The organism is Psychrobacillus sp. NEAU-3TGS, from assembly GCF_029955155.1.
In the GTDB taxonomy this organism is placed as follows: domain Bacteria; phylum Bacillota; class Bacilli; order Bacillales_A; family Planococcaceae; genus Psychrobacillus.
Genome location: NZ_JAPNOZ010000010.1, coordinates 300,736 through 314,301, shown reverse-complemented (window position 1 = coordinate 314,301; position 13,566 = coordinate 300,736). Strand labels below are relative to the sequence as shown.

Below are 13,566 nucleotides of genomic sequence, written 5' to 3'. Positions count from 1 at the left end.
GCTTGTGAAAAAGCGTTGGTTCATACTATTTGCATCCATAGTGCTTTTACTAGGTGCTTGTAGTTCTAAAGAAAAAGAGAGCGAAGATGTATTCGACGATGAGGTAAATACAAATAACCCTTCAGGAGATTTGGCTCCACTTGATAAGAAAGTGAAAGTGCGGATCGCTGAAGATGGTGCAGCATCTGGAGCCGGGTTTTATATAGCAAAAGAAAAAGGATATTTCGAAGATTATAATATTGAAGTAGAATTTGCCCAGTTTGCAAATAGTGATGAGATGCTTCCAACGCTTGCATCTGGTGAAGTAGATATAGCGGGTGGCGTATCCACTGCATCATTCTTTAATGCGATTGCCCAAGGAATCGACGTAAAAATAATTGCCGATAAAGGACATAATGTACCAGGAAAATCGTACTTTACATTTGTAATAGGTAATCATATGAAAGATGTTATAAAAGAATACAAAGATTTCAAAGGGAAACGTATTGCTATCTCTTCGAAAAATTCAATCGATGAATATATTTACTTAGAAATGTTAAAACATGCTGGTTTAACACAAGATGATGTAGAGCTTGTGTTACTAGGGGATTTTGGTAGTATGCTAGGTGCAATAGACAATGGTTCGATTGACGCCGCACTACAAATTGAACCGCTTATCACACAAGGAATTGAAAATGACTTACACCTTCGTTTTGGAGATGCAACAGACTATGCTCCTGAATCACAAATTGCTCTCGTACTAGGATCACCTCAATTTATGAATGACGAAAAAAATGTGTCATTACGCTTTATGGCTGCTTACTTAAAAGGGGTACGTGACTATAACGATGCTTTCATTAAAGATGAAGGAAAAAAGGAAATAATTGATATTATGACAAAGCATACTGCTTTAAAAGATCCAGCATTATGGGAAAAAGTATTTGTAACGGGTCTGGACCCAGATGGTAAAATGTTTTTAGATGATGTCTTAAAGCAGTATGATGCATATAAAGCAAATGGCGCAATAAGTGGGGATGTTGATTTTGATAAAGCCGTTGATACGTCTATCACAGAAAAAGCAGTAGAAATATTAGGAGCATATGAACGATAAAGCGTCCGGTAGTGGGCGCTTTTTTCTTACATTATGCTTTCCATGAAAATATGTAATACAATGTGGTAAAAAGGACATTTGGGTGAGGTGCGTAAAATGGTGAGTATTTTAGTAGATGCAGATGGATGTCCAGTTGTAGATTTGACAATCGCGGTAGCAAAAAAGTTTAATTTAAAAGTTACATTACTATGTGACACTGCCCACTATATGCAAAGAGATGGAGCAGAAACGGTAATGGTCTCTAAAGGCGCTGATGCGGTGGACTTCGTGCTAGTGAATCGAGTGAAAAAAGGTGATATTGTTGTAACACAGGATTACGGGCTTGCGGCAATGGTATTAGCAAAACAAGGCTTCGCAATCGATCAAAATGGACGTTGGTATACACATGAAAATATTGACCAGTTATTAGATAGTCGCCATATGTCCAAAAAAATTAGGCAAGCTGGCGGAAGATTAAAAGGACCAAGGAAACGCCAAAAAGAAGACAATGAAAAATTTGAAAGAAGCTTTACAGAACTTTGTAAAGTAGCAGTGAAAGACTGACTGTTGCGAATTCAATCGTAATAGTTAACAACCAACTCTAATTTTGTTATACTGTACGGTGGACAAAATTAGAAAAGGTGGAGTAAAAAATGGAAACAAATGCATACAGAGTATTACTTTACTATAAATATGTCCCGATTGAAGATCCAGTAACATTCGCACAAGAACATCTTGTTGCTTGTAAAGAAATTGGGTTAAAAGGGCGTATTTTAGTATCAGATGAAGGTATTAACGGCACGTGCTCGGGAACAATTGAACAAACCGATGCATATATCAACATGATGAAAGCAGACAATCGTTTTGCTGACATGGTGTATAAAATAGATGAAACAGAAGGACACGCGTTTAAAAAAATGCATGTTCGTCCTAAACGAGAAATCGTTCACTTAGGATTAGCAGATGATATCAATCCAAATGAATTAACAGGAAAATACCTTTCTCCAAAAGAGTTTTTTGAACAAATGCAAGCAGAAGATACAGTAGTAATCGATGCTCGTAATGACTATGAATTTGACCTAGGACACTTCCGCGGGGCAATTCGTCCAGATATTCGCAACTTCCGCGATCTTCCAGAATGGATGCTAGAGAACAGAGAAATGTTCGAAGGCAAAAAAGTTTTAACATACTGTACAGGTGGAATTCGTTGTGAAAAGTTCTCGGGCTGGTTAGTGCGAGAAGGATTCGAAGATGTTGCGCAACTACATGGTGGAATTGCAACATACGCAAAAGACCCAGAAGTTCGCGGTCAATTATGGGATGGTCAAATGTACGTATTTGACGAGCGTATCGCTGTTCCGATCAACCAAGTAGAACATGTTATTGTAGGGAAAGACCATTTCACTGGTGAACCATGTGAACGCTATGTAAACTGTGCAAATCCAGAATGTAATGACAAAATTCTTTGCTCAGAAGAAAACGAACACAAATACCTTCGTAGCTGCTCTCACGAGTGCCGTGTACACCCACGTAACCGCTACAAAGTAGAACATAATCTTTCCGAAGAAGAAGTAGCACAAAGACTAGCTGTTATTGAAGCAACAGTATAAAATCTCAAAGTCTCGCCTTGCCCAAGCAATGCGGGATTTTTTATTGGCTAGAAAATTATAAGTTTTATGGCTTGCCGATCAGTATAGGGAAACTACTGCGCATAAAGAAATTTTATTAGGTAACCGCTAGAATTTTCGCTTCAGGAGGACGCTTTCCGCGGGGCGGGCGGTGAGCCTCCTCGGTCGCTGTCGCTCCACTGCGGGGTCTCACCTGTCCCGCTTGATTCCCGCAGGAGTCGCCTCCTTCCGCTTCAATCAATGGAGACTTCTTGCTAATTTAGCTAGGCAGTTATCAGAGCTATAAATGGATTCTGATTCACTGGTTATTTATGATCGATTTACTAAAGAAATCATCCACAGTTTTTGACCATGCAAATCCAATAAGTGGCTAAGTGCACCAAACAGTTGTCGAAAGCACCTAGTTGTAGTCTGAAAGCAACCAAACGAATGTTAAGAGCAACTAGTTGCATTCTAACAGCAACCAAATTACCCTTGAGAGCAACCAATTTTCCTAAAACAAGTTAACTGGGATTGAGAAGGCAGTAATAATAGGGCATTAATTAGGATTACTTTTCAAAAAGCTTCCGTTTGCTAGGCTTTGCCGTGCTCGGCCTGAGTTTTGTCATGTTCAAGTATGACTTTGTCGTGTTCGCAGCCTATTATGTCGTGTTACACCATTTATTGGAATTAATTAGTTAGAAAACCTTTGAAGAAGTTACATTTGTTAAACAGTGATGCAAATTAGATAACGTTAGCCTTAATCGATTGGAGCGGAAGCGGCTGAAGCCAAGCCGGCGGAAAGCGTACGTCCTGCAGCGGGAATTTAGCGGACTCTTCCTTCAATTCACTACCGCGCAGTTTCCTTATTCTGTGCAACATCCAATATTACTGCTCATTTTCATTTGTCTATCAGCAGTCATAGGCGCTTGCGCTTTTATTCTTGCTTAAGGGATTTTCACTAGTATCTTACACCTGTAATAATGTCTTTTGTTTTCAATAATTTAAAGGGAAACTGCTTACATATATTGAATACTAGTAAGGAATTCGTTTTTAAAAAATGGAATGGGGGAACTTACATGGCAATCGAAGTGAAAAAGATTTCTGATTTAAATGAAGTAGACGTATCCAGACTAATTAAAGAAAGCGAAAAAGAAGGATATCGTTTCGTATCGAGACTTGCTTCTGAATATGAAGATGGTACGAATCGATTTAGCGAACAAGGAGAGGCGCTTTTTGGTGCATGGGATGGGGAAGAACTCGTTGCAATTGGAGGATTAAATCGAAATACGAAGAGCAAGGATGCTTCAGCTGCCAGGCTACAAAGAGCCTATACATTACCATCCTATCGCAGAAAAGGAATTGGAAGTGAACTTTTTCATGCGCTTTTCGTCCATGCAAGAGGACAGTTCAATGAAATTACAACGAAAACAGAATCAGCAAAAGCGGATGCATTTTACCGTGCCAATGGATTCCAGTTTGACGAACGTTCACCTGATATAACACATGTGTATAGCTTATAGTAGAAAGGGTTAGACAACGATGAGTAGACAGAATTTGATCGAGCAATTTCCTTTAATTGGAAAAATGAAAAAAGCAGAAGAAGTGATTTGGTTTAATCCAAATTTGACAAATACAGAAGACGCCTTGAAAAGTCTATCTGTAACGAGTGAAATGGTACAGGATGCAAGCGATCGCCTAGATCGATTTGCATCTTACTTACAAATTGCCTTTCCTGAAACAGCGAAATCAAATGGCATTATTGAATCTCCACTTGTAGAGATTCCAGCAATGGCTACTGCGATGAAAGAGTTACTTCAAACAGATTTCAACGGAGATCTTTTATTGAAATGCGATAGTAATCTACCGATTTCCGGTTCTATTAAAGCACGAGGGGGCATTTACGAAGTTTTGAAAACTGCGGAGACACTTGCCATTCGTGAAGGTTTACTAAAGGAAACTGACGATTACGCTGTTCTTGCAGACAAAGAAATGCAAGAATTTTTCTCAAAATATTCTATTGCAGTTGGCTCAACAGGTAACCTTGGACTAAGTATTGGAATAATGAGCGCAAAAATTGGTTTCCACGTGACCGTCCATATGTCGAGTGATGCGAAGCAATGGAAAAAAGATATGCTAAGAGAAAAAGGAGTAGAGGTCATCGAGTATGATTCCGACTACAGTATCGCTGTGGAAGAAGGCAGAAAACAAGCGGAAAAAGATCCTACATGCTTCTTTATAGACGACGAAAATTCTACAGACCTATTTATGGGCTATGCGGTGGCTGCGAGTAGATTAAAAAAACAATTGGAGCAGCAAGGGAAAAAAGTAGATGAAAAACATCCTTTGTTTGTCTATCTACCTTGTGGTGTTGGTGGCGGACCTGGTGGGGTAGCGTTTGGCTTGAAACTTTTGTTCGGTGACCATGTACATTGCTACTTTGCTGAACCAACTCATTCACCGTGTATGCTGCTTGGAATGATGACGGGATTACATGAAGATATAGCGGTAGATGAAATAGGCTTAGACAACAAAACCGACGCAGATGGTTTAGCTGTTGGTCGTCCTTCTGGATTTGTCGGAAAAACATTAGAGCAGCTATTAAGCGGAAGTTATACGATTAGTGATGAAAAAATGTATACACTGCTCGCACTACTTGCAGATACAGAACAAATTTACTTAGAACCATCTGCACTTGCTGGAATGACAGGACCAATTCATCTAGCGAGCAATGGAGTTGCTTTGAACAATGCGACACATATTGCCTGGGCAACTGGTGGAGGAATGGTTCCAGAGCCTGTAAAAGAAGTATACTACGAAAAAGGAAAACGATTACTTAATTAGTAAGTGTTCTTATTTACTTTTTTAAAGGTAGGGATGACTTAGAGGTAGAATTGCCTTTAAGTCATCCTTTTCATCCTTTTCCTTTATTCAATCTTCTTTTTCTATCCTCTTAATGTTAAGTGGCTCAAAGGTAATCCTGTATTCTCTGTGTAATTTAAAGAGACCATATTTTTCAATATAATAATCGATTACGTTTTTTAAATACTCGGGAGTTACTTCAAGGTTTGTACACACTTCTTCCAGTGTTGTTTGTCCTTTTTCGTAGCAATCAATTAGCTGATCCAAAGAAACAATCTTTTCATAACCCCATCTTCGAGCAATTTGTTCTATTTTTATACTTCTCATATCACTTAAATCTGTAATGTCTCCATAGGTCGTCTCATAATGACCAAGCTCTTCTGCTAAAATACAATGCTTTTCATATTTATCTTTGAATTTATCAATTTCAATGACGTTATCATAATATAAACCTGGGAGACCTTTTGGTAAGGCTTTTTCAATGATTTTAATATGTGGGTACTCCATTTTTAGTCGATCATACGTCATATATACACCTCATTTATCCGCGTTGCGATTTAATAAACTCAATATATTTCTTAATGTCTTCCATTTCTTCCTCCGTGACATCTTCATCAATATGCGCTGCAATTGTTACGATTTTCTGGCTATCCAAGATTTTTTCTGAGTCTTCTCCTAAGAAGTACTGACCAGGAACTTGAAAAAAATCTGCCAGTAATCGCACATATTCTAACTTAGGATCGGCTTCGCCGTTTTCCCAACGACTTATAGAGCTTTTACTAATTCTGCTATCAAATTTTGAATTTAAAGAATCAGCTAATTGTTCAATAGTGAGTTTTCTGTTCAGTCTTAGCTCTTTTAATAATGTTCCGAAGTTCTTCACAGCTGTAATCTCCTTACATATTATCTATAGTCAGAATTCTAACTCAATAATTCCGTAAATGCAACAAAATAAAATAATTAGTTCCGTTTTGGGAACTTTTCTGTTGACAGAGGTTTCTATTAATTATATGATAGATTCATTCCTAAATAAGAACTAACGTTCTATTATTGTTCCGTTTACGGAACCGATGAGGTGAGATATGTATGAGAATGAAAGACGTAGAAGTAGATTCAAATGGCAATATCAATCTCAACACAAAAGAAATTCCGAATCCATGCATAGTAGTGATTAGTAAAAATACTGCAAAAATGACAGAGTTGCCAGCATTCGCTGATACGACGATTAAAACACATCAAGGAAAAGTTGTGCGTGTAAAATGGAACGAGGGAGAGGATTTTTAATTATTGGATAAACAATCATAATAGTCCCACCAGTCATCTGGAGGACAACAAACGATTTCAGCATCTTGCTGGTCTTTTGTTGTCCTCTTTTTTATAGGATTTTCAATTAAAAAAGGAGGAGTTTCCTATGTTGAATTGGGCCGAAAAATTGATAAAAGAATATACCTACCATAGAAAAGAGCTGGAGCATCTAAAGGAACGATTGGATCCAATGAATCCTAAAGACAATGCAGATATCAAAATCATTAATAGCATGATAGATGACATGTCTTATGCATTGGAATGGATGAAAAAAGGAAGAAGACCAGGAAATCTTCATGGAACAGATAAAAGGTCTATATATCAACGCCGTGCATTATTGGATATGGATTTATTTCCAACGATTGAATTGGAAACTGAGCAAACTAGTTTAAGCGAAGAACAAAAACAGAAGATTATTTCGATCTTAATAGAGCTTTCCCATAGAGAGAGACAATGCTATTTAATGCATATGGCGTATGGGATGAGTCTGACAGAGATTGCAGAGGAGCTGAATCTTAAGAAGAGAACCATTCAACAATACATTGATCGTGCCAAAGAAAAAGTCAAAGTACTCGTTTCTTGACGTACGGTTGACGTATAAACCCACCTAGTAGTGAAGAGAGTTATTGAAAACTTAAGATAGATGGAGGTGCAAAATGGAGGCGTTTATCGGTATTGGTTGCACCGTTTTAGGTTTATTAATAGGATTACTGTCATTTGGTCGTAACCGCGACAAAGATGTAAAAGCAGATGCCGCAAAAACGGCAGTTATGGAAACGAAGCTAGATGCTATTACGAATGGTGTGGAATCGATTCGAATCGATTTGAAGGCGATTGAAAAGCAAATGGACTTACTAGCCGAACGTGTGGCACGAGTAGAGGAGAGCTCCATGCAGGCTCATAAAAGAATTGATAATCTCAAAATTATTCAGGAGGCTCAGCAAGTATGAAGATTAACTGGAAAGTTCGTTTTAAAAATAAGATTTGGATTACAGGGTTCGTCGCTCAACTATTGATATTAACTGAATTACTTTTAATAGGAACTCATGCTGCAGGGTTAACCGATTTTCATGTAACAGAGGAGATGAAAGACTGGATATTTGCTTTTGTAAATGTAGTTTTCGGATTATTAGCGACACTGGGGATTATTCAAGACCCTACGACAAGTAAGTTTGCCGATAGCAATAGCGCAATGAAGTATATCAAACCAAAATAAGCTGACTCTAGACAGTTTTTTCTTTAAGGTGGTGATTGCTGTGTAATATTTAAATTAGTGGACAAGCATTCTCTTCTAGCATTCAAAACTAATATGAGGTGATAATGATGGTAAAAGTATTCATTGATGCAGGACATGGTGGAACAGATCCAGGCGCAACAGGAAATGGCTTGCTGGAGAAAAATCTAACATTGCAAATTGCTACTAGAGTCAAAGATATACTTATTGCTGAGTACAATAATGTAAGTGTATTAATGAGTCGCACCGGTGATCAATCTTTAACATTAGCACAACGTACAAATGCAGCGAATGCTTGGGGAGCGGATTTCCTTCTGTCGGTTCATATTAATGCAGGTGGTGGGACTGGCTACGAGGACTATGTTTACCCGGGGGTAGGGGTACCTACTACAACTTATCAAAATACGATCCATGCAGAAATATTAAAGCTTGTGAGTTTTAATGATCGCGGTAAAAAACAAGAAAACTTCCACATGTTACGTGAGTCAAATATGCCAGCCATTTTAACGGAGAATGGTTTTATAGATAATGTAAATGATGCGACAAAATTGAAAACGTCCTCTTTTATTGAATCACTTGCCCGAGGTCATGTAAATGGAATCGTCAAAAGCTTTAATCTTCCAAAGAAAAGCACCGCAGTTTATCATACTGTAGTGAGTGGCGACACTGTGTATTCCTTAAGTCAGAGGTATGGTAGCACTGCCCAGCAGATTAAGGACTGGAATGGGCTGGATGCCAATTACACCATCTATATTGGACAAGTATTGAGAGTGAAATAAAGAACGACTAGCCTTGCTCACATACGTGGGCAGGGCTTTTTTGTGCTTTAGGCAATTGGGATAATATATCTTAAGGAAGCGCTATTAGCTTTAGCTTGATTGTCCAGTTTTCGAAGAAGATCGCCCACCTTTGGTGAGAGATTGTCCAACAATTAGAAGAGATCGTCCAAGTTACAATTAAGCGGCGTTGAAGCTCAGCTCTCTCTCTGAGGCAAAAATCTCAGCGGATACTTTATTCAACGTACCATGACACATTATTCCCATTATGTACGTAGCACCGCCTAACATGATGTTTTGTTCTGTCATATATATAACAAATGTGTTACAATAGAAGTAGAACAAAGGTAAATAGAGGAGGTAGTACCATGTTCATAGAAATACAAACCAATTCATCCGTTCCAATCTATTTACAACTAGCTCAGCAACTTATTGAAGGAATTGCAAGAGGCGAGTTAAAGCCAGGCAACTCATTGCCATCAGTTCGTGCATTTGCCGCAGATTTAGGTATGAATATGCATACAGTGAATAAAGCCTATCATTACTTAGAGGAAAAAGAGTTTATCCAAATCGTCGCAAAATCAGGCGTTATTATACAACCAAATGGAATACCAAAAGCTACAGCACAAGAACAACAAAAATTAGCAGAACAAATACGCCCATTAATAGCGGAAGGGTTAGTGTTAAAGCTGTCAGAGGAAGAAATGGTCGTCATGGTAAGGCAACTCGTGCAGAACATTAAGGAGGGGACATCATGATTGTTTTTTTGTTTGGCTTCATTTTACTTTTTATCACGATACTACAAGCATTCACACCGAAATTGCTAAAACAAACAGAAGCATTTGGAGTATATATACCAGAACAATATACAAAAGAAACAACTATCGTAGCATATAAAAAAAGGTACACTTCGGTTGTCTTAACGGTAGGAATTATTGTGCTTGCAGCTTATCTAATTTGGGCTTTAACTCAATCTCCGACAGAAGAAGTGCTATCGATTATTAGTATTGGCGTTCAATTTTGCATACTCTTTATTGGGTTAGGTTATTATTTCGTGATGCATGTCCGTGTGAAAAGGTTGAAAGAAGTGCAAGGATGGACGACCGGGAAAAAGGAAGTGCGTGTAGTAGACTTGCAATTTCAAGAGAAGCTTCAGCTAATACCACGAATTGTCTTTATTATTCCAATGATTATTACGGTAGGCTTAATCATTTACACATTTATGAAATACGCTCAAATGCCAGATATGATTCCTACTCATTGGGGTCCTTCTGGGCAACCAGATGCATTTAGCGAGAAAACCTATTTCAGTGCTATCTCCATGCCACTTATTTTACTTGTCATGCAAGGAATGTTCCTTTTAATGAGTGAAGGGATGAGGTTTGCAGGAGCAAAGATCAATCCAGCCAATAAAAAATCGTCTGTGTCACAGCAACTAGCATTCCGAAAATATAGCAGCTGGTTCGCATTATTTATGACAATAACAATGACTTTAATGATGGGTTATTTTCATTTACAAACGATCCACCCAGAGGTAGGATCTGCCTGGGTTATGTTCGCACTTCCACTTACTATTTTAGTGCTAACTTTTGTGGGAGTCGGTATTTATGTAGTGAAGGTTGGACAGAGTGGCTCACGATTAAAGTTAGAAGGGGATAGCCCGAGTCTCGAAGATAAAATCGCAGTCGATGACGATAAATATTGGAAAGGTGGAATCATTTACATCAATAAAGATGATCCTAGCATTCTAGTTGAAAAGCGGTTTGGTGTTGGTTGGACACTTAATTTTGGGAGACCAATAAGTTGGATTGTTTTATTTGGACCGCTTATTTTAATTATAGTTATCGCATTTAGTTTATAGCGTTATATAGATTCATAATTTAGGTGTAAGAAAAATTTGCGACATTAAGGAGCGATTTATATGTTAGTAGTGACAACGGAAAAAATAGAAGGATATAAAATTGTCGAAGTTAAAGGACCTGCATATGGTCTAATTGTAAGAAGTAGAGGGCTTGGCGGAGACATTATGGCAGGACTTAAAGGTTTAGTTGGTGGGGAGATCAAGCAATATACCGCGATGCTAGAGGATTCAAGGAAAGAAGCGATGGACCGAATGATAAAAAATGCACATCTTATGAATGCGAACGCTATCGTTATGATGCGATATGATTCAGGCGAGATTGGTAATAATATGAGTGAGATTGTGGCATACGGAACAGCAGTTGTTGTAGAGAAACTATGACAGCAATCATCGTTATAGTAGGTATATATTTATTGCAAATTATAGCCGTTGTAGCTTTTATTTTGCTTGGGTACTTTATTTACGACAAACGGTTTAGACGCAATCATGGAACAAAAGTGGCAGAAGGCTTTGAGCGAACAGAAGAGGTCAATCTTGACCCTGTTACAGGTGAAAAAACGAGAGTATATTATAATCCCACAACAGGTGAGCGTTTTTATAAGAAAGAATGAAAAATAGCGTCTCCAAAAGAAACGCTTCAGCTATGCATCTGTACAAATAAATAAAAGTTAAACACAGCCGGCAACAACAAGGCCAATGATAAAAAAATAATTGCAGCTATCTTAGATTGCTTTGTAATCCGCTCATCACCTTTACGCAAATTTTCAATGAAGGTTAAGAGGAAATAAAAGCATAAAATCCAACACACAGTAGAAATAATACCAAGCCAGTTGCCTGTAAATAATGGTGTCATTATCTTCACCACACTTTCTAACCATAGTAAAAAGCAGCTAACCTAACTAAAGGTAGCTGCTTATTTTAATTATTCAGCGTCAAAAACTTCTACTTTTTCCATTTTAGCGCCGTTTTTCATAGCTGTTGCTACTTCAAGGCCGCTAGTCACTTTACCGAAAACAGTGTGAACACCGTTTAAGTGTGGTTGTGGTTCATGCACGATAAAGAACTGGCTTGAACCTGTATCTTTTCCAGCGTGAGCCATAGATAGGCTACCTGCTTCATGTTTGTGTGGATTGCCAGCAGTTTCACATTTAATTGTTTTGCCGCTACCGCCCATACCTGTACCAGTCGGATCTCCACCTTGGCTTACAAAACCAGGAATAACACGGTGGAAAATAACCCCGTTATAAAATCCGCTGTTTGCTAGCTCTTCAAAGTTTGCAACTGTGTTTGGTGCTTCATTTGGGAATAAATCAAATTCGATTTTTTCGCCAGTGTCCATTAAAAAATAACCTTTTTTCGCCATTCAAAACACTCCTTTTTCATAATAAATCCTTCATCAGTATAGCACGAGCACAAAGCATTTTCCAAACCCAGCTCCTCTACAAGAAATCAACATGTATAGCATTTCATCTTAAAAAAGTGGCTGGAATTATTAATAAAATTAATTAACGGCATTGTTTAAAGAGAAAATCCGGCACCAATAAACCTGGCACCGGACGTAAAGAGTTGGATTTTAGTTTTCACTTATCAAGCAATTTTATCTATATCTTTCATTGCATCTCGATCATGTTTGTATCTAAAGCTAACGGCAAAAATAATGGCAAGAATGATTGTATAGGAACCAAAGATTAACCAAATGTTTTGCCAATCTTTTACGCCGTCCACAGTGAAATAATCTACAATTCTTCCACTAATGATTGCGCCCAAATAGGTGCCAAGTCCGTTTACCATTGTCATGAATAAGCCTTGTGCGCTACCGCGAATGCTACTATCTACTTCTTTCTCTACAAAAATGGATCCGGATATATTAAAGAAGTCAAAAGCAGCACCATACACAATCATGGATAATAGTAATAAGCTGAATCCTAAGCCGGATGGTTCACCAAAAGCGAAGAGAACAAAGCGCAATGTCCATGCTACCATACTTAATAGGATAACCGTCTTAATTCCAAATCTGCGTAAGAAAAATGGAATGGCTAGAATAAATACTACCTCTGAAATTTGTCCAATGGATAATAGTATGGCTGGGTACTTAACCGCAAGACTATCTTTAAAGCTAGGATTTAATGCAAAGTCATGTATAAATGGATCAGCGAAAGTGGTGTTAATTTGCAAGGCTGCACCTAGCAGCATAGCAAAAAGGAAAAACACTGCCATTTTCTTTTGTTTAAACAGTACGAGCGCATCGAGTCCTAAACGACTGACTAGAGATGCATTCTTTTTGGCAGTTGATGTTGGACAATCAGGTAGTGCAAGTGAAAACAGCGCAAGTAAAAGAGCTGCTCCCGATCCAATGTATAGCTGCATATTGCTTAACTCAAATCCAAAAAGACTAATTGTCCATAAAGCAAGGATAAAGCTAACAGTTCCATATACGCGAACGGAAGGGAATGTTTTTGTTGTATCATGTCCTTCTTTTTCAAGACCAAAATATGAAATGGTATATCCTAAAGAAATGGTCGGCATGTAGACCATTGCGTTAAAAAGCATTACCCAAAACAAAAGAGTAGGATCTGAAACTTTCGCAGCAATAAATAAACAAATAGCCCCTAAAAAGTGGAGAATTCCATATAATTTATTTGCCTTTACAAAGCGGTCGGCAATAACCCCTATAAGACTTGGCATAATGAGAGAAGCGAGCCCGATGGAGCTATAAACGAGTCCAACCTCTGAGCCGGTAAAATGCAAAGTATTGAACATATAAGATCCAAGTGTTACGAGCCAAGAACCCCAAACGAAAAACTGTAGAAAAATCATTATTTTAAGGCGCGATTTAATTGTCATTTCTTCCT

The 13,566-nt window shown here is 38.1% G+C and carries 18 protein-coding genes; 14 read left to right on the top strand and 4 right to left on the bottom strand.

All coding sequences use genetic code 11. From position 1 onward, the window contains the following. Nucleotides 1–4: 4 nt before the first annotated feature. The 5 genes from OR571_RS10135 (at nt 5) to OR571_RS10115 (ending at nt 5,520) form a co-directional block, all read left to right on the top strand. Entirely contained in the window at nt 5–1,090 is a 1,086-nt protein-coding gene (locus OR571_RS10135) for an ABC transporter substrate-binding protein (RefSeq protein WP_282242676.1), read from the top strand. A gap of 96 nt (nt 1,091–1,186) precedes the next feature. Then, nucleotides 1,187–1,633, top strand: coding sequence for a YaiI/YqxD family protein (locus tag OR571_RS10130; RefSeq protein WP_282242675.1), 447 nt, complete (start codon nt 1,187–1,189; stop codon nt 1,631–1,633). A gap of 89 nt (nt 1,634–1,722) precedes the next feature. After that, a complete protein-coding gene (gene trhO / locus OR571_RS10125; protein ID WP_282242674.1) occupies nt 1,723–2,679 on the top strand; it encodes an oxygen-dependent tRNA uridine(34) hydroxylase TrhO in 957 nt (318 codons plus the stop codon). A gap of 1,076 nt (nt 2,680–3,755) precedes the next feature. Beyond that, on the top strand, nt 3,756–4,199 hold the full coding sequence (locus OR571_RS10120) for a GNAT family N-acetyltransferase (protein WP_282242673.1): 444 nt from the start codon (nt 3,756–3,758) through the stop codon (nt 4,197–4,199). A 19-nt stretch (nt 4,200–4,218) separates the two neighbouring features. After that, nucleotides 4,219–5,520 (top strand): D-serine ammonia-lyase, encoded by a 1,302-nt coding sequence (locus OR571_RS10115; RefSeq protein WP_282242672.1) that lies wholly within the window; start codon nt 4,219–4,221, stop codon nt 5,518–5,520. 87 nt (nt 5,521–5,607) lie between these two features. Here the strand turns inward: OR571_RS10115 and OR571_RS10110 are convergent, their stop codons facing one another. Together OR571_RS10110 and OR571_RS10105 are read right to left on the bottom strand one after the other, a co-directional pair. Next, nucleotides 5,608–6,066 carry an ImmA/IrrE family metallo-endopeptidase gene (locus OR571_RS10110; RefSeq protein ID WP_282242671.1) on the bottom strand — a complete coding sequence of 153 codons (459 nt, stop codon included), beginning with the start codon at nt 6,064–6,066 and terminating at the stop codon, nt 5,608–5,610. Nucleotides 6,067–6,079: 13 nt separating this feature from the next. Continuing rightward, a complete protein-coding gene (locus tag OR571_RS10105) occupies nt 6,080–6,421 on the bottom strand; it encodes a helix-turn-helix domain-containing protein (RefSeq protein ID WP_282242670.1) in 342 nt (113 codons plus the stop codon). A 203-nt stretch (nt 6,422–6,624) separates the two neighbouring features. Here OR571_RS10105 and OR571_RS10100 point away from each other — a divergent pair, with 203 nt between their 5' ends. From OR571_RS10100 to OR571_RS10060, 9 genes are all read left to right on the top strand, one after another. After that, entirely contained in the window at nt 6,625–6,822 is a 198-nt protein-coding gene (locus OR571_RS10100; RefSeq protein ID WP_282242669.1) for an XtrA/YqaO family protein, read from the top strand. A gap of 127 nt (nt 6,823–6,949) precedes the next feature. Continuing rightward, nucleotides 6,950–7,426: a sigma-70 family RNA polymerase sigma factor gene (locus OR571_RS10095; RefSeq protein WP_282242668.1), complete on the top strand. Its 477-nt coding sequence runs from the start codon at nt 6,950–6,952 to the stop codon at nt 7,424–7,426. Between the two features lie 73 nt (nt 7,427–7,499). Then, on the top strand, nt 7,500–7,793 hold the full coding sequence (locus OR571_RS10090) for a hypothetical protein (RefSeq protein WP_142538924.1): 294 nt from the start codon (nt 7,500–7,502) through the stop codon (nt 7,791–7,793). Further along, nucleotides 7,790–8,059, top strand: a complete 270-nt coding sequence (locus OR571_RS10085; RefSeq protein WP_282242667.1) for a phage holin — start codon at nt 7,790–7,792, stop codon at nt 8,057–8,059. Before OR571_RS10090 ends, OR571_RS10085 begins: the two co-directional genes overlap by 4 nt. A 107-nt stretch (nt 8,060–8,166) precedes the next feature. Next, complete coding sequence (locus tag OR571_RS10080) at nt 8,167–8,856, top strand: N-acetylmuramoyl-L-alanine amidase family protein (RefSeq protein WP_282242666.1); 690 nt, start codon at nt 8,167–8,169, stop codon at nt 8,854–8,856. A 365-nt stretch (nt 8,857–9,221) separates the two neighbouring features. Beyond that, nucleotides 9,222–9,611: a GntR family transcriptional regulator gene (locus tag OR571_RS10075; RefSeq protein WP_282242665.1), complete on the top strand. Its 390-nt coding sequence runs from the start codon at nt 9,222–9,224 to the stop codon at nt 9,609–9,611. Further along, on the top strand, nt 9,608–10,714 hold the full coding sequence (locus OR571_RS10070; RefSeq protein ID WP_282242664.1) for a DUF1648 domain-containing protein: 1,107 nt from the start codon (nt 9,608–9,610) through the stop codon (nt 10,712–10,714). Before OR571_RS10075 ends, OR571_RS10070 begins: the two co-directional genes overlap by 4 nt. A 60-nt stretch (nt 10,715–10,774) precedes the next feature. Beyond that, nucleotides 10,775–11,095, top strand: coding sequence for a YbjQ family protein (locus OR571_RS10065; RefSeq protein ID WP_142538929.1), 321 nt, complete (start codon nt 10,775–10,777; stop codon nt 11,093–11,095). Beyond that, the gene (locus OR571_RS10060; RefSeq protein WP_142538930.1) at nt 11,092–11,325 is read left to right on the top strand and encodes a hypothetical protein; all 234 of its coding nucleotides are present in this window, start codon (nt 11,092–11,094) and stop codon (nt 11,323–11,325) included. The genes OR571_RS10065 and OR571_RS10060 overlap by 4 nt, the downstream gene beginning before the upstream one ends. A gap of 311 nt (nt 11,326–11,636) precedes the next feature. On the opposite strand, the gene OR571_RS10055 is transcribed toward OR571_RS10060, so the two are convergent. Continuing rightward, nucleotides 11,637–12,077 (bottom strand): peptidylprolyl isomerase, encoded by a 441-nt coding sequence (locus OR571_RS10055; protein ID WP_093270855.1) that lies wholly within the window; start codon nt 12,075–12,077, stop codon nt 11,637–11,639. A 224-nt stretch (nt 12,078–12,301) separates the two neighbouring features. Then, entirely contained in the window at nt 12,302–13,558 is a 1,257-nt protein-coding gene (locus OR571_RS10050) for a nucleoside permease (RefSeq protein ID WP_282242663.1), read from the bottom strand. Between the last annotated feature and the right edge of the window lie 8 nt (nt 13,559–13,566).